At 53.8% G+C, this 19,416-nt stretch carries 17 protein-coding genes and 1 pseudogene; 7 read left to right on the forward strand and 11 right to left on the reverse strand.

Translation table 11 applies throughout. The features are described from left to right. Positions 1-281 precede the first annotated feature (281 nt). Positions 282-1,349: a ParB/RepB/Spo0J family partition protein gene (locus AC2FIB_RS21910; protein ID WP_496737813.1), complete on the reverse strand. Its 1,068-nt coding sequence runs from the start codon at positions 1,347-1,349 to the stop codon at positions 282-284. Further along, on the reverse strand, positions 1,342-2,727 hold the full coding sequence (locus tag AC2FIB_RS21915; RefSeq protein ID WP_496737812.1) for an AAA family ATPase: 1,386 nt from the start codon (positions 2,725-2,727) through the stop codon (positions 1,342-1,344). Before AC2FIB_RS21915 ends, AC2FIB_RS21910 begins: the two co-directional genes overlap by 8 nt. Before the next feature lie 578 nt (positions 2,728-3,305). On the opposite strand from AC2FIB_RS21915, the gene AC2FIB_RS21920 reads away from it, so the two are divergent. Next, entirely contained in the window at positions 3,306-4,565 is a 1,260-nt protein-coding gene (locus AC2FIB_RS21920; protein ID WP_496737811.1) for a replication initiation protein, read from the forward strand. Positions 4,566-4,593: 28 nt separating this feature from the next. Here AC2FIB_RS21920 and AC2FIB_RS21925 read toward each other — a convergent pair whose 3' ends face one another. The 3 genes from AC2FIB_RS21925 to AC2FIB_RS21935 form a co-directional block, all read right to left on the reverse strand. Beyond that, positions 4,594-6,900 carry a Tex family protein gene (locus AC2FIB_RS21925; protein ID WP_496737810.1) on the reverse strand — a complete coding sequence of 769 codons (2,307 nt, stop codon included), beginning with the start codon at positions 6,898-6,900 and terminating at the stop codon, positions 4,594-4,596. An 81-nt stretch (positions 6,901-6,981) separates the two neighbouring features. Continuing rightward, a complete protein-coding gene (locus tag AC2FIB_RS21930; protein ID WP_496737809.1) occupies positions 6,982-7,998 on the reverse strand; it encodes an Ldh family oxidoreductase in 1,017 nt (338 codons plus the stop codon). Between the two features lie 87 nt (positions 7,999-8,085). After that, on the reverse strand, positions 8,086-9,030 hold the full coding sequence (locus AC2FIB_RS21935; RefSeq protein WP_496842714.1) for a c-type cytochrome: 945 nt from the start codon (positions 9,028-9,030) through the stop codon (positions 8,086-8,088). Positions 9,031-9,078: 48 nt separating this feature from the next. Here AC2FIB_RS21935 and AC2FIB_RS21940 point away from each other — a divergent pair, with 48 nt between their 5' ends. The 4 genes and pseudogenes from AC2FIB_RS21940 to AC2FIB_RS21955 all read left to right on the forward strand — a co-directional run. Next, positions 9,079-9,651 (forward strand): RNA polymerase sigma factor, encoded by a 573-nt coding sequence (locus tag AC2FIB_RS21940; RefSeq protein WP_496737807.1) that lies wholly within the window; start codon positions 9,079-9,081, stop codon positions 9,649-9,651. Further along, entirely contained in the window at positions 9,648-10,394 is a 747-nt protein-coding gene (locus tag AC2FIB_RS21945) for an anti-sigma factor (RefSeq protein WP_496737806.1), read from the forward strand. The genes AC2FIB_RS21940 and AC2FIB_RS21945 overlap by 4 nt, the downstream gene beginning before the upstream one ends. 66 nt (positions 10,395-10,460) lie before the next feature. Continuing rightward, positions 10,461-11,534: a helix-turn-helix domain-containing protein gene (locus AC2FIB_RS21950; RefSeq protein ID WP_496737805.1), complete on the forward strand. Its 1,074-nt coding sequence runs from the start codon at positions 10,461-10,463 to the stop codon at positions 11,532-11,534. Between the two features lie 89 nt (positions 11,535-11,623). Beyond that, positions 11,624-12,058: pseudogene (locus AC2FIB_RS21955) on the forward strand (DDE-type integrase/transposase/recombinase); the annotation flags it as partial. A 201-nt stretch (positions 12,059-12,259) separates the two neighbouring features. On the opposite strand, the gene AC2FIB_RS21960 reads toward AC2FIB_RS21955, so the two are convergent. Then, complete coding sequence (locus AC2FIB_RS21960) at positions 12,260-13,168, reverse strand: c-type cytochrome (RefSeq protein WP_496737804.1); 909 nt, start codon at positions 13,166-13,168, stop codon at positions 12,260-12,262. A 13-nt stretch (positions 13,169-13,181) separates the two neighbouring features. Continuing rightward, positions 13,182-13,649, reverse strand: coding sequence for a c-type cytochrome (locus AC2FIB_RS21965; protein WP_108859233.1), 468 nt, complete (start codon positions 13,647-13,649; stop codon positions 13,182-13,184). A gap of 86 nt (positions 13,650-13,735) precedes the next feature. Between AC2FIB_RS21965 and AC2FIB_RS21970 the strand changes: the two genes are divergently transcribed. Further along, a complete protein-coding gene (locus AC2FIB_RS21970) occupies positions 13,736-14,581 on the forward strand; it encodes a LysR family transcriptional regulator (RefSeq protein WP_496737803.1) in 846 nt (281 codons plus the stop codon). 624 nt (positions 14,582-15,205) lie between these two features. Here AC2FIB_RS21970 and AC2FIB_RS21975 read toward each other — a convergent pair. The 3 genes from AC2FIB_RS21975 to AC2FIB_RS21985 all read right to left on the reverse strand — a co-directional run bounded on the left by AC2FIB_RS21975 (position 15,206) and on the right by AC2FIB_RS21985 (position 17,591). After that, positions 15,206-15,433 (reverse strand): hypothetical protein, encoded by a 228-nt coding sequence (locus tag AC2FIB_RS21975; RefSeq protein WP_496842715.1) that lies wholly within the window; start codon positions 15,431-15,433, stop codon positions 15,206-15,208. A 250-nt stretch (positions 15,434-15,683) separates the two neighbouring features. Then, positions 15,684-17,324 carry a sulfatase-like hydrolase/transferase gene (locus tag AC2FIB_RS21980; RefSeq protein ID WP_496737801.1) on the reverse strand — a complete coding sequence of 547 codons (1,641 nt, stop codon included), beginning with the start codon at positions 17,322-17,324 and terminating at the stop codon, positions 15,684-15,686. 24 nt (positions 17,325-17,348) lie between these two features. Beyond that, complete coding sequence (locus AC2FIB_RS21985) at positions 17,349-17,591, reverse strand: hypothetical protein (RefSeq protein ID WP_496737800.1); 243 nt, start codon at positions 17,589-17,591, stop codon at positions 17,349-17,351. Positions 17,592-18,090: 499 nt separating this feature from the next. Between AC2FIB_RS21985 and AC2FIB_RS21990 the strand changes: the two genes are divergently transcribed. Beyond that, positions 18,091-19,068, forward strand: a complete 978-nt coding sequence (locus AC2FIB_RS21990; protein ID WP_496737799.1) for a tetratricopeptide repeat protein — start codon at positions 18,091-18,093, stop codon at positions 19,066-19,068. Here AC2FIB_RS21990 and AC2FIB_RS21995 read toward each other — a convergent pair. Beyond that, a partial coding sequence (locus tag AC2FIB_RS21995) for a hypothetical protein (protein WP_496842716.1) occupies positions 19,018-19,416 on the reverse strand: 399 nt, incomplete at its 5' end. The two genes, AC2FIB_RS21990 and AC2FIB_RS21995, sit on opposite strands and share 51 nt — an antisense overlap.

Here is a 19,416-nt window from a genome sequence, read left to right on the forward strand (position 1 = left end):
TTCTCGACTGAATACACCGGCTATCATTCACCGTCTGCATTCAAGCGCGTCAATAGTCAAAAGATTGCAACAGAACCCTGATGCTGTGCCACCTAAAAAATTTGCGACATAACAGCATAGACCCCCACACTGCGGACAGCAATGATTTGGATCCTATAATGATCATTATACCACATTTTTGCTCACCACCGCGATAACTCAGAATGTACGCGAATTTCCATAACATTGACCAGTCATCAGAACCAAAAACTGTAGCCGTTTTTTGTGACTTCGCCACAAAATTAACTTATGTGGCACGCGATCTGTTCCATCATTTCCTGTGCATCCTCCTCTGATACTCCTTCCAACCGGACCCTAATACGAACTTCATCGGACGACAGTTCGGCATGTACGGTCCCTCCTCTAGCCAACTTAACCGGTGTCAATGGTTTAAATTGCTGCGGGCGTCCTCCGCGGGACTTCTTGGCTTTGGGTGTAAGAGGCGAATTCATTGCGTTATCAAGAATGTACCATTCGGTCTTCGGGTCAGAAATCTCTGCCTCTGCAAGTGCCTGTCGAAGTTTGCTCTGGGCACCCGCTCTCAGCGCCGACGCGAGTTTCAAGCCCGCTTTTTCCGAAAGTGCCACAGGATGTTGCAGCAAATCACCGAGTGCTTCGTGGACCATAGCAAAACTGCGAACTTTAGATCTTTTTGCCTTAGAGGCAGCCGCGAATAGGACATCTACTGCAGCCTCAGTCGACTCAAATATCCCCTGCCCTACTGCCAGAACTGCAATACGTCCACGCTCGTATGGGCTTAGGTTAGAGCGTAGCTCATTTTCCTCGACCATCGATACGTAAGCCCCCTGCCCCGAACCGGCACCTCTCACGAAGGCAGGAATGGTCGCAAACCGATCATCAGTTTTGGACAAACGTCTAAATGCGTCTAAGCGCCTGAACCCCGAAATAAGACCATAGCTTTCGCCTTCACGCGTCACTTCAATAGGTGTACGCACCCCGTTTGTTCTCAAAGACTCCAAGAGCTCTGCCATAGCCTCTTCGTCTTCGACCATCCGATCTCGACGAATATACTCAGCATCAATCGACTCAATCGGTAGCATTTCAGCCACCAAACCCGCATCCTTTGCGTCTCGCCACCTTGCTGCGTCGCTTTGATCCTTGGCTAATTCCACACGGTCCGTGACAGTCGCCATTCCGCTTAAGGATGCAGCCTCTGCTGCTACCTGTGCAATCGGTGGTGTAGGCGTCGTACCGTCAAACGGGTTCAAAGAAGGTTTCGCGGCGAAACCCACCTCCAACTCTTCTAATTCCGCTGTGTTTGGAACAGCAAGTCTTCTACGTTTAGCCATTCGACTCTCCTCCCATTTGGGCATCCCGCCACCAACAACCTATTAGAACTTCTTTGAATTCCGCGTAGGTACGATCAAAAGTTTCACGTCCACGGACATAGGTTTCGCGGTTAAAATCTCGGTAGTCAGCCTCGTAAATACCGTTCACTTGTTCACCCGCCTGCCCGACCAAAGCAGTGAAGTCCTGTCGGTAAGCGTTCATGAAGTCGCCAAAATACGCCTGGATCACGTTCGCCATATCTGTCTGTTGGCTGGCATCAAATCGGGTAATGATTGCCCGAACGACATCCCATTCGAACTTCAACTCTGGCAATCCGGCTGCTCGCTGGGCGGTGTTCTCCCCATCTTCGATACTTGCGAACGTCGTATACAGCATGTCAAAGAAGCGGCCGGTTGAATCGAACTCCAGGAATGACGCTCCAAGCGGGACCAAAAGGATATCCGCTGCAGCCAATGCGTTGATCGTTAGGTACCCAAGTGCAGGAGGGGTATCAATGAATACGATGTCGTAATCGTTAAGAACACCTTCAGTCTCAAGAAAGTTGGTCAGACCATCCCACAATGGCCAACTTTTTAAACCCATACGCCACACCGGGATTTGGAATTCTGCCCAGTACAAATTCAGTTGGGCACCAATAAGGTCGATATTGGGCCAATGCGTTTTCTGAATGACGTCAGTTGGGCTTGTTGCCAGCGCCTCTTGCAGTGTTTCATCCAAAGGGATTTCGGCCTGCCCGCCAACCTGCCGGACGCGGTTCTCTTCTTGAACAGCCCTCGCGTAATCTTTGGCTATCAGCGGAAAAACTGTTTGCCACTCGTCCGCAACTGTTCCGCCAAGAATTGAGGTCATCGATCCCTGGCTATCAAGATCAACTACCAGAACTTTGTAGCCATCTAATGCCGCAGACATAGCAAGGTGAGCCGCGGTTGATGTCTTGCCAACGCCCCCTTTGAAATTCGCTACTGATACGACTTTGGCAGGCAGCCCTTCCGGACGATATGGCAGGTATTCCTTAGTACTGACACCTTCCGCGGCAAAGTGTTTTCTAAGCGTTAGAACCTCTTCAAGAGTAAACCACTTTGAACCTGCTTCCCCCTCTCCTTGTGGGAGCTCAGTATTTGCTTTGAGGACGCGCCTTAGGTGAGCTGGCGCTACGGGAATTAAGTACTTGGTGATCTCCCAGATAGAGAAACGACGTAACCGTTTTTCACCGTCGGGTGCGTAACCTCTCCTGGCTAAATCCTCGCGTCCTTTTGCACAGAAAGTGGCAGCTTTAGCGAATCGTGAAGTTCCAATAGGATCAGGTAACTTTGCCGCTGCTTTTTCCGGTTCGAGATTGAGATAAGGGGGCAGGGGAGGTTGGTTGTTCTTATTCACTGTCGGTACCTCAGGTAATGTTCGCCTTGGCGGCGTATATAGCGCAATGTAGCGAACATTTGGAGGAGAGGCTATCCTCCCTCTGTGTTTTTTCCACTGAAGTTGTAGTTGTCACCAGGTTTCGCCACGAAACTTGAATAATCAATAAAGCAGAACGCAACAAATCGTTTAGCTATTTTGTATAATTTAGAATCTTTGGCGTGGAAAAATCTATGTAATACAAGAGATTGCATGTTGTTGAGTAACCATTTACAGGGTCAAGGGGACCCGCATACGGGATTATAGGTACCCAAGTACAGGACATATGGCGCCAAGTTACGGTTAGATGGGTCCCGATTCTCAGGACGCCAGAATTTACCTTGAAAATGGCTCTAAATTGGGGTTCAGGGCACGAGAGTTTGCGTGTTCATTGCTTCGTGCGAATCTTTCCCATGCGTTTCTGTGGATAACTTTTGGGCTTACTTCGAAAGGTACCCGTCCACGGGATTGGCGTCATCCTGTATATAGGCACCTAAAATAGATTGCAACTCAGGTACCTATCATGCAAATAATGAGCAAACGAGCAGCCAGGCAGAATCATGCCGGATACACAAGTAAACATGGACAACCTCTCAGGCGCGTTGCGTCGGGAGACAGTTAAGAAAAACGTCGCCGCGATTCACATCAGCGGGAAGTTGACGCTGTTGCAACGCAAGTTGTCGAACGTTTTGTTGTTGAATGCATATGACGCGCTGACGTCCGCCCCGACCCATACAATTGACGCCCGGACGTTGGCGATGATGGTTGGATATAACTCAAACGACTTTGACACGTTGCGAGCAAGCTTGCGCGCTCTGGCTGAAACGGTCGCTGAATGGGACATGTTGGATGAGCAGGGACGCCAAGAATGGGGTGTTTCATCTTTGTTGAGTTTTGCAAAGTTGAAGAATGGAATCTGTGAATACGCATATTCACCAGCATTGGCGCAGAAACTTTATGATCCGAAGATCTACGCGTTAATAAATGTCCAGATTCAGAGAAATTTTAGTTCAGGTCACGGCTTAGCGCTTTATGAAAATTGCTATCGATTTGTCCGGACAGGATCGACGGGTTGGTGGGCGCTGGATGTCTTCAGAAAGCTCATGGGTGTCGACGGAAGCGATTACTATGGCAGCTTCAAGCACCTAAATGCCAAGATCATTAAACCAGCTGTCGCCGAAGTTAACAAAAGTTCTGATATTCTCATTGAGCCTGAATTCCAGAAGAAAGGCCGCACAGTTACAGATATCCGGTTCCTGATAAAGGGTAACCCGCAGAAAGCGATGTTTGAGATTGATGATGAAGATGGCGTTCGCAATCTGACAATCTACAAGACGCTGCGCCAGCAAGGTGTGTCCGACAGGTTGGCGCGACAATGGATTTCTGAACATGGCGAAGATTATGTTCGGGAAAAGCTCGAATATGCCAAGGGCAGGGATGGAGTTAAGTCGACTCTTGGTTTCCTGTCCGCTGCCTTGCGGGACAACTATCAAGCGCCAGAAAAGAAGACGTCGGCGGTGCCAGGCCCATCAGTGGGTGAAGCTGTAAAACGCAGGACTGCCGAACAAGAGCAGCAGGACAAGGAATACGAAGCAAGAACTGTAGAGCGGACCGAACGTGCGCGGCGATTGGCAATTGTTGAGGACCTGGTTTCGCGGCGAAACCCAACACAACGCGATGCCGACAAGCGGCTCTTTCTATCGGGCCTTGATAATGATCTCGACCGAGAACATTTCAGAGCTCATGGTTGGCGATCAGGGTTGACCGCCACAAAGATATTTGAATTCTGGGAGGAGCTTGAACCAGAAGCTTTCACCTGAGCGTTGTTTCAATAACGTTCATCCAGGGCTATTGCTTTTTGAGCGCAGATTTTAGGGCGTCACCAAGTGCGCTGTGGTGCGCGTTTTCTCTAGATTTTGCGTATTGCGCCTGTTTCCCTTTTGGGCGGTATGGGCGTTTTTCTGTACCCTTGCCGTCCTGTTCATGACGCGCCGAGGCTCCGCCATCCTTTCGCATGGTCAGAGCAATACGTTTGCGTTGCACGTCAACCTCGACCACGGTGACGTTGACCACTTGGCCCGTTTTCACCACTTCATGCGGGTCTTTGACAAACCTGTCCGCAAGCTGACTGACATGGACCAAACCGTCCTGATGCACGCCCACGTCGACGAAAGCGCCAAACGCGGCCACATTGGTGACTGTCCCTTCCAGCACCATTCCAGGTTTCAGATCGGTAATCTCTTCGACCCCATCAGTAAACGAAGCGGTCACGAAACTAGGGCGGGGATCACGACCTGGCTTTTCCAGCTCTGAGAAAATGTCTTGCACAGTCGGAAGGCCAAAATCTTCATTCACGAACTGTTCTACGCGCAGGCCTTTCAGGGCACCGTCATGCCCCATGATTTGGCGAATATCACGACCACAGGCAGATACGATCCGTTTCGCAATTTTGTATGCTTCTGGATGCACCGAGGACGCGTCCAAGGGTTCCACGCCATCCCGTATCCGCAAAAAACCTGCGCACTGCTCATAGGCGCGCGGCCCAAGACGCGCGACGCGCAGCAACTCCTTGCGGGATTGGAACGCGCCGTTGAGATCACGATGCATAACAATAGCCTCCGCAAGGCCGGGCCCAAGACCAGAAACGTGTGAGAGTAGGGGGGCAGAGGCCGTATTCAGATCCACACCCACAGCATTCACAACGTCTTCGATTACGGAAGCCAGCGACTGTGACAGGCGATGTTGATCAACGTCGTGCTGGTATTGACCGACGCCAATGGATTTTGGTTCGATTTTTACCAGTTCTGCCAGCGGATCCTGCAAGCGGCGGGCAATCGAAACAGCGCCACGCAGCGATACGTCCAGGTCCGGAAATTCACGCGCGGCCAATTCTGATGCCGAATAGACCGAAGCTCCGGCTTCTGAAACGACAACCTTGGTTGGGGCTTTGACGCCCTTTGGCAGCAGTTTTAACGTGTCGGCAACCATCTTTTCGGTCTCGCGGCTCGCCGTGCCGTTGCCGATAGCGATGAGGTCAATCTTATGGGCTGAGATCAAGCGCAGGATCGCCGCCTGCGATCCGCGCAAATCATTCTTGGGCTGGAATGGGTACAAGGTTTCGGTCGCAACCACCTTGCCTGTTGCATCAACGACTGCGGCTTTGACGCCGGTTCGGATTCCAGGGTCCAACCCCAAGGTAGCCCGCGCGCCGGCAGGTGCGGAGAATAGTAAGTCTTTGAGGTTGCGAGAAAAAACGTGAATTGCTTCGTCTTGCGCACGGCTACGTAAATCGGCCATCAGCTCGACCATCATCGAAAGGGACAGTTTTACCCGCCACGTCCAGCCGGCAACTTTCCGCAGCCATTTATCACCGGGTGCATCGCTGCGTGTCTGCAGATGAGCAGCCACCATAGCTTCGGCTCGCGCGGCGCCAGCTTCGGGCTCGGGGGCGATGTCCAGCGTCACGATCCCCTCTTTCGAAGCTCGTAACATTGCCAGGGCGCGGTGCGATGGGGTCTTGGCCCAAAGCTCCGAATGATCGAAGTAGTCGCTGAATTTGGCGCCTTCTTGCTGTTTACCCTCGATCACTTTCGAGGTCAGCAAGGCCTCGCGTTGCATGAAATTCCGCAATTCACCCAGAAGGGCGGCGTTTTCAGTCAACCGTTCAGTGATTATGTCCCGAGCGCCATTCAATGCGTCCTTTATCGTGGGTACCGGCTCGCCAGTGTAACTGTGTGCCAGCCCTTCGGGATCGGTGGAACGGTTCGCTAGGATTGCATCGGCAAGCGGTTCCAGCCCGTTTTCGCGCGCAATCATCGCCTTGGTGCGGCGCTTGGGCTTGTAGGGCAGGTAGATGTCTTCCAGTTGGGCTTTGGTGTCTGCCTGCTCGATGGATTTCGCCAACTCGTCGGTCAACTTGTCCTGATCCTTGATTGAACTCAGGATGGTTGCGCGCCGCGCCTCTAGTTCGCGCAGATAGGTCAAACGGTCCGACAAAGTTCGAAGTTGCGTGTCATCCAACCCGCCAGTCACCTCTTTGCGGTAACGCGCCACGAATGGAACCGTGGCCCCTTCGTCCAGCAATTTTACCGCTGCACCGACCTGTTCGGCGCGGGCGTTGATTTCGGTGGCGATGGTGCGGGCGATGCGGTCCAAGGGGGCCTCCTGAATTCAATTGGGAGGAACTTCTTAGCCAGCCGCACCGCTAAGGGAAAGAGAAGATCGCGGGCCTTACATCTATTCGGCCAAAACCAGCAAATCTTCGTACAGGGTTTTCGCGATCTCAACGTGTCCACGGGCGGTGTTGCGTGCGCGCGCAGCGAAACGTCTTTGCGACGGCAGGCGCGCACCTTGATCGACGATGTCGGCAAACAAGCGTTCGGCGCGCTCATCATTTGCTGCGGCACGACCACCGCTGAACTGGGCGGGGTCAAAAGCCAGAATGATCTCGCCGTGATAGGGCGCGCCGCCTTGGCCCTCGGCAAACTCCATGCTTTCCAGGCTGGTCAGGTCGTCGATCAACGGACCGGCCAACAGCTCGATCATGATCGACAAGGCCGAGCCTTTGTAACTGCCGAAGGTGAGCATCGCCCCCTCCATCGCGGTCTGCGGATCAGTGGTCGGATTTCCATATTTGTCTATGGCGACGCCTTCGGGCAGGGGTTTCCCAGCCCGGCGATAAAGTTCAATCTCACCGCGGGCAAAGGCGCTGGTTGCAAAATCAAACGTGAATGGATCTTTGCCCTGACGCGGCCAGCTGAAAGCCAGCGGGTTCGTACCCAGACTGCCACGAGTGCCCCCAGCCGGTGCGACCCAGCTGTGGCTGGGCACCATCGCCATCGCGGCCAGACCTTCTGAAGACAGGCTTTCCACTTCTGGCCAAAGGGCCGAGAAGTGAAAACAGCGGTTGATTGCCATTGCAGCGATGCCGTGGGTGCGGGTCTTTTCGATCAGCACAGGCAATGCTTCGCGAAAAGCCAGCAAAGACATGCCTCCGCGCGCATCGACACGAACAATGGCATTATCCGAAGGCGCAACAGCCGGGGCTACATGCCCGTCAATCTTGCCGGTTTTCATGGTGTCATTGCACATGAACAGGCGGAACAACCCATGAGATTGGCAATCGTCGACCTGGCAGGTCGTCAATACATCGGCAATGGCGGCCGCGTGTTCCGGGCCAAACCCCGACTTGGTCAGGATGGACAGGCTGAGGTTCCGGATCTCGTCCAGTGTCAGTTTGACCGTGTCGCTCATGCCGCGCGTCTCCCTTGTCTGAGGTCAGACAAGGGATAGCGTGGCGGTGCGTATAAAGGGAACCCGCTTTATTGGATTGGTTCAGGTTTACCCCTGTGCTTCGACCTGCAAATAGGCGATCACATTCACGATATCGGATTCCTTTTTCAGGCCGCGAAACTGCATCTTGTTGCCCGGAACTGTGCCTTTGGGATCCGCCGGAAAAGCAGTCAGGGTGTCAGTTGTCCAGACGATACCCGACCCCTTTAGAGGTTCCGAGAACTTAAATCCGTCAGCCTGACCCGCCGTAGCGCCGATAATGCGGTGAAGCGATGGGCCCACCGTATGGCGGTTTTCGTCCAACTTGTGGCAAGCGCTGCATTTGCGGAAAACCTTCTTACCTGCTTTGACGTCACCTTCGATAGCAACCGCAGCAGTTACGGCGGTGGCGGCAGGTTCGGCTTGGGCTTTCTTTTCGTCCAGGTTGAATATCAGACGCGCTGTAATGGGTACGGTCCGGGTGATGCCGGGTAGGTCGGCCAATTCCATCAACTTTTCCACACCAGCATCGACGCCTGCATCTTCTGTACTGATGAACACCATGTCATTTGTTGAAACCATGACTGATGTTTCAGACAGGCGCGCCACAAACATCTCGGCATCAAACGCTACATCTGTGCCTGCCAGCGAAAGCATCGCATCGACATCGACAATCGTGGTTTCGCCAACGCTCAGGGCCGTTACATCTGCCATGTCGAACTGCGCCGTCAGTGATGCTGTACCCGCTTTTTGGAACACGTATTCGACCATACGTTCATTGCGAATGTCGATATTGGTTTCCACCGATGACAGGTCAATTTCAATATCGGCTTTCCCGTCGGGTCCAACCTGACCGGAGAGACCTGTGAAAGAGTTTACCTCACCCACGGTGTCTTTTTTGATCGACCCATAGGCCAGATGCGAGCCTTCAGGGCCCAGCGTCCAAGTTTGCGCAAGAACCGGGGTTGCAACAATTGCCGACGCAATCGTGACTGCCTTCAACAGAAGTTTCATTTCTTTCCTCCTCGGGTTATGTCAGTCCTGACCCCGCGGGCCCGGTCCGTGAATGACAAACACACACAGGTCGCGATTTATTCGATGAGTCCCGATATTTCCTCCGAACAGGCCGTGCGCGGCGCAATCCAGACGCATTCCAAACGGGTCTGGCGGTTTGGTCTTGCACTTTCGGGGGCGTCGGATGTTGCCGATGATTTATTGCAATCGACGTGTCTGCGTGCGTTGGAGCGTCATCATCAGGTCACATCGTATGATCGGCTGGACAGTTGGCTGATGACGATTTGCCGCTCGATCTGGCTGAATGAGGTGCGGGCACGCTCTGTGCGTAAGGCCCAGGCGCTGTCCGTTACACCCGAAGCCGAATTAATTTCGACCGGACCGGATGCAGAAACGAATATTTTCGCCGCTGAGGTGTTTACACAAGTGATGGAGTTGCCAGAAGCGCAGCGGGAGACAGTCATGCTTGTGTTTGTTGAAGGATACAGCTACCGCGAAGCCGCCGCGTTACTGGAGGTGCCAATAGGCACTATCATGAGCCGGTTGTCCAACGCCCGGCAGAAACTGAAAAACGTGATGCAGCATGATGCGGCAGACACCGTTCGACGGAGTGGCAAATGAAGTTTTCCGACGAGACGCTGAGGGCGTATCTGGAAGGCAATGCGGATGCGGCCGAGGCCGCCGCAATCGAAGCGGCGATCGAAACCGATCTTGCGCTGGAACAACGCCTGATGACACTGGACCCGCTGGCACCTGTGGTGCAATCAGTGTTCGAAAACATTCCTGCGGATGCGCCGCAGCTTGAATTGCCGCAGCCAATGCAGGTCAGTACGGCCGACACCTCAGGCGGTCTCTGGCGCTTGATGGCAGTTGCCGCGTCAGTTGCCGTCGTGGCCGTGTCTGCAACTTTCTGGGCGACACGCCCAGAGCCAATGGGTTGGGCCGAACAGGCAGCAATCTATCAGTCGCTTTATTCGCCGGACACGATTGAATCGTTGGACAGTTCTCCGGTTGCGCTGGATGCGCAATTTGCGCGAGCTGAGGCACAGTTGGGCCGGTCGCTTAACCGGGACACACTTGAGACGCTGCCCGGGCTGGAATTGAAGCGCGCTCAGGTACTGTCCTTTAAGGGAAAACCTTTGATCCAGGTGGTTTTTGCGGATGATCAGGGCCAGCCACTGGCCTTCTGTGTGATCCGCCAGGGGGAAGGTGCGCCGGCAAAGGATGTCAAACTTGCGGCGATAAGTGGTGTTGCCACTGCGACATGGGCGCAGGATGGATATGGCTATATGCTAATCGGCAGCAGCGAGCAGACCGATCTTGACCAGCAACTGAACATTCTGACCACAACATTCGCAGGTTGACCGGGGGGCAGGGCGGAATACGTCTTGTGAACCGCACGAAATGTCCGAAATATAGCGGGCATGACGATGAAACCTGTGATGCCGGACCCGGATGAGGACGACGACGCGATCGGTCCTCCCAGCATCTATGACATCGACCCGGCTGAGGAAGATGATCTTTGGTTCCTCCCTCCCGATGAAGGTATGGCACAGGACGTATTTCTGCCCCCTGGTCCGGCAGTCGATCGCCGCCTTCTGTTTGACCCAAGGGATTGGCGCGCGGCGCAGGCCGAGCTGTCCTATGAACTGGCGGAACTGGCGGCCACGTTTGGAGCGTTGGACGAACGTTTGCGCGCAGGGCCGACGGGGTGGGGACACCGGCTGGCGCTGATGGATGTGTCTGATCTGGGCTGGTGGACGGGGGATAGGATCGGTGTCGACCGGCTTGCATTGTGGGTCGGATTACGGATTGGCGCAACCGGCGATGATGTCCAGGCGATGTTCCGGGCAGGCTGGGCCGTGCGCCGTCTGACGGCGGGGGCTGGCCCGGCAGAGGACGGCTGGGCCACCGGCCTGACGGCATTTCTTGATCGCATGGCACAGGGCATCGAAGACATGCCAGAGGCCGTCGCCGATTTGGCTGAGATTATGCAGAATGCAGAAGGCTTGCATCCCGTCACACAGGCCGCAATCGGGTTTCATGCCTGGCGCGCCCTGTCAGAAGGCGTAGGTCAGGACACTGAGGCAGCGATTATCGCAGCTCGACATGCTGCTTCGATGGGGCGGGGTGGGGCGATCTTCATGCCGCTGGCGCTGTCAGGTCCGGGGGCGTTGCGCGGGGTTGGTGAGCCGCAGGAGAAACTCTCGGCCTGGATCAGAGGGGCAGGGCAGTCGATTTTGGCGGCCTTGTTGCACCTGGATCGGGTCAGCGCCTGGGATCAGCGCGCCCGCCAGGCAACAAGTGACCTGAGCGGTCGCACGCCACCGCGCCTGATTGATGCGCTGACCGCATGGCCCATGGTTTCGGCGCCGCTTGCCGAGGACCTGACGCAAGCTTCGCGCGCTGCGGTGCAACGCAATATCGATCGCTTTATGGGGCGCGGTTTGATCCGAGAGGTAACGGGGCAGGGACGTTACCGGGTGTGGACTGCTGCGCTGTAATCGGTCAAAAGTTTGTGAAATGCCCGGGCGGCAGAACGTGAAGCTCAATTTTTGTCGATATACTAATTTGCCGACGCTGATGAAGACATAAGGGATCTTGGGTTTACCTCTACCCAGCCGTCGACAAATACGGCAAGACGCTTGAATTCATGCTTTCTCGACGTCGCAACTAGCCGGCAGCCACAAAGTTCTTCGCCAGGATGCAGGAGGTCAACGGTCTCCCGAGGAAGGTCGTCATCGACGAAAGCGGCGCCAATACTGCCGGCATCAAGGCGATCAACAAGATGCTCGAGGGCTTTAGTTGTCCGATCCGGATCGAGATGGTGAGGCGGAAAAATTTAAACAAAATAGTCGAACAGGATCACCGTTTCATCAATAGACGAACCCGCCCGATGCTAGGCTACAACGCCCTCGCCTCAGCATCGGCAAAGCTAACAGGCATCGAGGTTGCACACATGATCCGCAATGGGCAACTCACACCCGGACACCTTCCAATTCAGCGGTTCGCGGAACTGACTGCTTAACTCGCTAGCCCGGTGTGATCTCTTCGGTCAGCAGGGAACTCCACAATAATACCCTTTGGGGTGCCATTCGTTTGGCGTTTTCATTGGGTCTCGACGTGCTAGACAGAATGTGACGAATCCTCGCCAAGGGCCACATGATCCAACGACACAGCGGCATGCACGACGATCAATCAAAAGTTGGCAACACCTGCCGAACGGCTGTTACTCTGATGGAAGCTCAGCCGATTGTCCGGGAACGACTTTGAGATAGGCCGCAATTGCCAAACGGTCGTCATCTGTGAGCCGAGATGTGTTCTCGATTACCTCAACCATCTCGCCACCTGCACTGTCATAATCCGGTGTGAAACCAGATTTCAAATACTCTGCAATGCCAGCCTCGGACCAATCAAGCTGATCAGATGTCAGGCCTGGTATGCGCCCTTTTCCATTAGGATTTGGCGCACCTGTCAGCCAAAGATCGCGTTTCAAACCACCCAAGCCATTTCGCGGCGTATGACATTCAGCACAATGCCCAAGCGCTTCCACCAGGTATCGGCCTCGGATTTGTTGGTCGGTCAAATCACCTTCTACCACCCAACCTGGCGCCATGAACAACAGCTTCCACCCACCCAACCCTCGCCTAACGCTAAAGGGGAAACCAACCTCATGCGCTTTGCTTTCAGTGGCGACCGCAGGAAGCGTGCCGAGGAATGCATGGAGCGATACCACATCCTCTGCGGTCATGTTGGCGTAAGTCGTATAGGGAAACGCCGGGTAATAGTGTTGCCCTTTGGGTCCGGTTCCATGGATCAGGGCATTGGCCAATTCCAACGTAGACCATGAACCAATACCGGCTGCCGTATCACTGGATATATTTGGGGCAATGAAGGTGCCGAAATCCGTCTCGAACCGACGACCGCCAACGAGACTAAGCTTTTCTTCTCCAACGGCGTCCGGCGCAGAGTGGCAAGAGCCACATCCAGCTGCGTAGAAAACGATCTCACCTCTCGTAAGATCAGAAAAGACCCCATGCAGAATAGCCTGGTCGACGCTTTTTGGCCGGGTCAGAACCAACCCAGCCAATCCGACCAAAAATGCAGAGACAGCAGCGAAGAGGAAAAGCCGCCGCACAGCTATCTACCAGTCAGTCTTTCGGTGCTCTGTAAGCTTTGTGACATGCCGAGCAAGCTCCACCCAGATTACCCATTGCCCCCTTCAAGGCTTCAACATCTTGCCCTGCCGCAGCCTGCATCGCAACAGCGGCGTCAGCCATGGCCTGCCCCTTAGCAGCTACGTCCGGGAAGTTTTCCCAGATTGCGGGCAGAGCACGTGTGGAAGGGTCGGATACATTATCTGATCCAGCCGGCCACATTGCGGATTGATCAATCTGCGTCAGAACGACCAGGTTATTCGCGGCCCGTGTTGCCGCCTCCGCATCATATTCTGTCTCTCCTTTGGCCATGCCGCCAAGAGTACCAAGATTAAATGCATAGAGCTGCATGATTGAGGTCCGAGCTTTCACAGCCGGGTTTTCGCTTTCATGGGCGATGGCAGCGCCAATTGCGGCAACTGACAATAGACCTGCCGCGAGAATTGAGAACTTCTTCATCATGATGTGTCTCCCTGTTCAATAAGCCGAATGTAAGCTTGAACGAAATTTATTGTAATTGTTTGTTATTCGTCGTCACTTGTTAAAATATGAACAGCGAGAATTGGGATAACATTCGCTACGCGCTTGCCGTTAGTAAACACGGTTCATTGAATGCAGCTGCCGCGGCATTGGGTGTCACGCATGCCACGGTGCTTCGTAGAGTTGCTGCATTCGAAGAGCAAATTGGCTGCATGGTTTTTCAGAAGAGCCCATCAGGATATTCCGTTCTCCCTGAAGCCGGTGCGATCTTATCGGCTATGGAAAGTGTCGAAGATGCAGTACTTTCGGTGGAGCGAGCTATTGTGGGCGCAAATCGTTCTCCTGTGGGCCATGTACGCATTACATCCACCGACAGCCTTTGCCAGATTGTTCTACCGCAAATACTAAATGAGATCTCACGGCTTTACCCCGGCCTGAAACTGACTTTGCTAAGCGGAAATAGTCACCATGATTTATCCCGGTTGAGCGCAGACATCGCGGTGCGCCCATCGATAAAGCTCGGGGAGGGGTTGATTGGGCAGCATGCAGGCACACTGTCGTTCGGAGTCTTTGACGACGGCTCTCCCAATCGCAAATGGATGAGGCTTGATGGGTCGTTAGGCCGTTCACTTCCTGCCAAATGGCTGGAAGAGAATGTCGGTGCCAACGAAATGACCAACGGTGCAGATAGCTTTTTGGTGCTACAGCAGATGGCCGCTTCGGGAGTTGGCAAAACGTTTTTGCCTTCATTTTTTGGCGACGTGGATCCTCGACTTCACAGGTCGCACGACGTGGTCCCCGAATTCGAGGTTCCGCTCTGGGTCGCGACGTTGGACGAAATAGCAAACACGCCGAGGTTTGCAGTTGTACAACGAGCGTTGGTTGAACGCCTGGCCAATGTTTTGGCTGGCTGATACTTTTTTCATTCGTGATCACCCAGCAGCCAACCTATCTTTGGTAGGCTGTCCGGCAGCACCCATACTTCTAGAAGAAGTACATAATGCCAAAGTATGGGCAATGTTGGTCGACGTCATGTGCGAATTCACCGGAACTTAGCGTGTCGCTGTAATCGACGCTGAAATAGCGGTATCCAAATGTGAGTGCCGTTTTCTCCCAGGGTTAGCAATCGAACCCGATATTCACACCGATCTGAAGGTCATTCCCACCGGTGCCGAAACCGCCAGGTTATAAAGAAGCAATCCCGGTCCATTGCTTATTCAGACGCCACATACCGCGCGCGCCGATTACGGGTTCGATCCAATTCTGATCGCCACCCAAAACGGGCGGATTTCCGGGACCCGGTGTGGCTACGTCGATTTCATGACGAATGGAGTTGTATCTATTGCCACCCTGGAGATCCATCGTATAGCACTGACCATCGTCAAGCCATACTGATTCCACAATGCGATAAGAAGCCAAGACACCAAACCATTTTTGGCGCACATCGACATTGGATCGGCACCCAATGGGCCAGGCAGCGAGGTATCCTGAACGATGCCAACGTAGTTCGTGTAGACGATTACTCCAAAGTCCCCATACTATGCTTCATACCGACCGGCGGCCGTGAAATCCAGCACGTCACCAAGATCAAGTATCCATTCCAATCCAAGCGCGGATTTGACGGTCCAGGTGTCATTCAGGGGTTTCTGTGACGGAAAATAGATCAGCTTGAAACTGGTCTTTTCAAACCCGCTGAATCGTGCGCCGGTCGCATTTGTCGAATTGTAGTGGAGCTCATATTTCAGCTTCAGATCAGGGAGCAACATAATGCGCCATCTATGAAAGCATCCTGACGGTCTGTCCCACCTTCAAGACTAAATTACTGACAGCGAATGTCCGTGTTGTTGACCTCAGCCAGTGGGTTTGACGCGTTTTCCTCCGCTCCGGCAGCGATACCCGCCATCAGCAACGCGGGAGTCAGGAATGACAAGATAGTGAAATGGCGGGCCATCGTGTACCTGAAAAACTGCGTGCGATTGGAGAGACGGTGGCTTTGCCACCACCCTCCCAAGTTCGTTATTGCCAACTGGAAAAGACTTCTCTGGTCAGTTCGCTTTCAGGGCGAAGGTTCTCGATACCTTCGTAAGGAACACCCTTTCCAAGTGGCAGATGCGGGTGTTTGGCAATGGTTTTTTGATGGCGCTTGACCATGTCCTGAAAGGACGCCCCTGACCACAGAGAATACCCGACAAGGGGATGTTCTTCACGCGGGTCGCGGTAGACATTGAAAACAGGTGCCGCTGCGCCCGGCTGGCCGGGGGCAGGCAAGTGCATCTTAAACTCCTGTTTGACCACTGAGCGCAAAACGGGCCCTTCGTACACATAGACGTAGTCGCGGCGCGAGTTGCCTTCGCCCTCAAGCAGCAGCGCGGTCTGGTCAATCCCGTCAATCACACGGTCGCGCGGAATGCGGTCGGTTGCCCCTGCAATCCGGGCAAAGGTAGTGAACAGATCCGAGACATGCACGATATCACCAGCTGCGCTTCCCGGTTCGATTACTCCGGGCCACCGGATAAATGCATCTGTACGCACGCCGCCTTCCAGGTGCTGGGTCTTGCCGCCGCGATAAATCAGCTGGTTTAGACCTGATGTCCCCTCGTAGTGATACATCAAGCCATTGTCAGCCATGATCATGACGACGGTGCTGTCTGCCTTGCCAGTTTCATCGAGCTTGGCCAGAACTTCGCCGATCCAGCCGTCCAGAACCTGTAATTTGTCGGCATGGAAGCCACCATTGCGGGAAACAGCCTCATCAGGGTAGGCAAAGTTCAGCGGGTAGAGCGGCCAGTACTGCATGAAAAACGGGTCGTCCTGCGAAGCCAGCTGCTCCAACTGCTCCAATGCCTGACGCTGATAGCGCAGGTTCATTTCCTCGTATTTCGCCTGTGTCCATTCTTCGCCCGGCGCTATGTCGACTTCGCGAGCAAGGCCGCCGGCTTCACCTTCAACACCGGTTACGAGGCCGTAAGGTTTGAACCGCTCGTCCAACTGGAATTGGTTAGACTGACCCGACGCATGGAAGCCAAGCATGTTGTTGGCAACCATCGCATCCCGTGTCATCAAGCTGAGCTGAACCTGCTGATGCAGTGGAAAGGCCGCCCAGTCAAATCCCTGATTGTGCGGGTAAGATTGTTCAATATCGCCCTGATGCCATTTCCCGACATGGGCGGTGTTGTACCCTTCTTCCTTCAGGATTTCGGCAATCGTCACCTCTTCGGACGCCAGGCCTTCACCGACCAGAGCAACCTTTACCTCTTCCACGCCCGCGCGCACCGGATGACGACCGGTCAACATCGCCGTTCGTGTCGGCGTGCAGGACGGCTCGGTATACATTCTCATCAAGGACATGCCTTCTGTGGCAAAATCGTTGATGTTGGGCGTATCGAAACCGGTGACGTAGTTCATCGTCCGGTTGCCCATCTGACCGAAACTGACATCGTCAATCAGAATGTAAAGAATATTAGGTGGTTTGCCGCCATTGGCGCCACGGATCTCGGAAAGCTTCGATTCAATTTCCGTATCCTGAGCGTCCCATTGTTCGCCAAATTGCGCGCGGAGAAAGTGGAATTCTCCATCATGAATGATGGGCGCATCCTGAGCAAAGCTCGCACCAGCCATCAGCACCATGGCCGAGGCCTGTTTCACTATCGATCTCATTGGTATCCCTTCCCCATTTTCGAATTACATTTTTCCTGCGCGCCGCAGCGACTGGGCGATTTCATCCCTAAGACCATCCAGGGTCTCGCGGATGTCACATCCAATTTGGTACGATTGGCTTCCCGGCTCAGCATTCATGGAGAGATACTCGTCGCTGAGAAGCTGGTAGTCTTGGCAGATCTCATCGAACACCGTGTCCGCGCGCCGTAAGTCAGCAATTGCGGCGCGGTGGTCGGGAAAAAGGGTATCAAGGTCGATGCCTTTCAATTTCAATGACTCGCTTGATGGATCAGAAGATTTACTGGAGTGTTGGACGAATTCACTTTTAACAATAGGTATATCGGGGCATAATACGGTATAGTAATGGATGTAACTAGCTGAAAATATGGAAGTATTTAGAGACAAGTCACCTCCTCTGAATGAGGGCATTGCGCCTGACGCTGAGGATGTACGGGCCGCACTTCAACGACTTGTCAGATCCTCGACTTTCGCAAGTTCACAGCGATTGCAGGACTTTCTTGTCTATGTGGTCGAGGAATCCCTTAACGGCAGGGCCGACGAAATACGTGCCAAAACAATCGCCATGGATGTCTATGGCGGGACCATGTCCGAGATGGCACGCAGAGAAAATGTTGTGCGGGTGGACGCTGGTCGCCTGCGTCGCAAGCTGGCCGACTATTATGTCGAAGATGGCCGCGAAGAAGTCACTGTTTTCGATCTGCCAAAAGGCGGATATGCGCCAGACATATCAATCAGGTCGCCAGAGATGGCTCAACCCGGGTTACCTGAACCCAAAACCAGCCCGCGGGTCTGGCCTCGTCCAGTCATCGGGATTGTAGGAGCTTTCATTCTTCTATGCGGTGCTGCAGCCTTCGCATTGCTTTCGACAATGCGTGAAGTTCCGACCAGTTTGCCAGTTGAAGGCTTAAGCCGCGATGAGCGTGGCGCTATTTTTGATGCGTCTCCAATGCGACTTCAGGCCGTGAACCTGGCCAATTCGGGCCGCGACTTGATTTTTCCTGCTTTGGAGCCCGCGCGGCTGAATGCAGCCTTGACCATTTTTAGAGCAGCAATCGAAAGCGACGACAGCTATTTTGGGGGTCATGCCGGGGCGGCGCAGGTTGCATCAACTATTTCTTTGTTGACTTCAGATACCGACCTGTCCCGTGATATGTTGCGTTTCGCTGACGTACAGGCCAGCAGAGCGATTGAGCTAGCACCTGAATCGGGGTGGAGCCAATCCGCAAAGGCCTGGGTTGAGTTTACCAAAGGAAACTGGCCAGAAGCTGTGGAGTTTTCTTACAGAGCAAGGCTACTGGCACCAAACGACGTGCATGTGTTAGAATTCGTGTCGTTGATCCTGCTCTATTCGGGTTCGTTCGAACAAGTTGTAGAAATTAGTGAAGAGACGCTGTCGAAAGTCTTTCTGGACCGGGGTTATGTGTTTCAGAATGCCATGGGGTCTGCAAAATTCCATCTTAAGGATTTCGAAGGCGCAGTTTCTGCCTTTGAACAGGTGACCGAAAAAGGCGGACCTGTCGGCCCTGTTTCTGTTGCTTACCTGATGGCGGCACATCAGATGTTGGGGAACGAAAGCAAAGCTAAATCCCTTTCTGAAAAACTCTCGCGTGAGTGGCCCGACAGTCGCGTGGATGTTTTGTTTCAAAGATTGTTCGAAAATCCAAAGTACGGTTTAGAACTTGGCAACGCTATGAAACGAGCCGGTTGGAGGCCAAAAAGTTGAAGACAAATATTTTCTTTGGCTTTCAGGGACGTATCCAAACACAATGATTGGACCTTGGTCCGTGTTGAAACCCAACCGGGCCGATATGGCAATTTCTACCCAGTGAACGGGTTTATCTATCCGAGAGATGACGGACAGCTCAATTTCTCTTCGCGTCCACCGCGAGGCATCGGAATGCGCCACGAGCGTTTCCTGCTTCGGCCGTGAATCGAGGGCATTTACCGTTTGCGCGGGGATGCCGAACGTCGATATTGTCCGCAATTCGTGAGTTGGTATTGTCACATTAACTTCGAGCCCACCCAAGAATGCTGCCGCTTTGATTTCAGGCGGCTCGTTTGGCGGCGTTCC

Source organism: Ruegeria sp. YTSA072 (genome assembly GCF_059610285.1).

Bases quoted from the DNA above. Each gene is read 5' to 3' on its own strand.
- AC2FIB_RS21910 (WP_496737813.1), bottom strand. From the start codon at position 1,349: ATGGCTAAACGTAGAAGACTTGCTGTTCCAAACACAGCGGAATTAGAA.
- AC2FIB_RS21920 (WP_496737811.1), top strand. From the start codon at position 3,306: ATGCCGGATACACAAGTAAACATGGACAACCTCTCAGGCGCGTTGCGT.
- AC2FIB_RS21930 (WP_496737809.1), bottom strand. From the start codon at position 7,998: ATGAGCGACACGGTCAAACTGACACTGGACGAGATCCGGAACCTCAGC.
- AC2FIB_RS21935 (WP_496842714.1), bottom strand. From the start codon at position 9,030: ATGAAACTTCTGTTGAAGGCAGTCACGATTGCGTCGGCAATTGTTGCA.
- AC2FIB_RS21945 (WP_496737806.1), top strand. From the start codon at position 9,648: ATGAAGTTTTCCGACGAGACGCTGAGGGCGTATCTGGAAGGCAATGCG.
- AC2FIB_RS21950 (WP_496737805.1), top strand. From the start codon at position 10,461: ATGAAACCTGTGATGCCGGACCCGGATGAGGACGACGACGCGATCGGT.
- AC2FIB_RS21965 (WP_108859233.1), bottom strand. From the start codon at position 13,649: ATGATGAAGAAGTTCTCAATTCTCGCGGCAGGTCTATTGTCAGTTGCC.
- AC2FIB_RS21970 (WP_496737803.1), top strand. From the start codon at position 13,736: ATGAACAGCGAGAATTGGGATAACATTCGCTACGCGCTTGCCGTTAGT.
- AC2FIB_RS21975 (WP_496842715.1), bottom strand. From the start codon at position 15,433: ATGTTGCTCCCTGATCTGAAGCTGAAATATGAGCTCCACTACAATTCG.
- AC2FIB_RS21980 (WP_496737801.1), bottom strand. From the start codon at position 17,324: ATGAGATCGATAGTGAAACAGGCCTCGGCCATGGTGCTGATGGCTGGT.
- AC2FIB_RS21990 (WP_496737799.1), top strand. From the start codon at position 18,091: ATGGCTCAACCCGGGTTACCTGAACCCAAAACCAGCCCGCGGGTCTGG.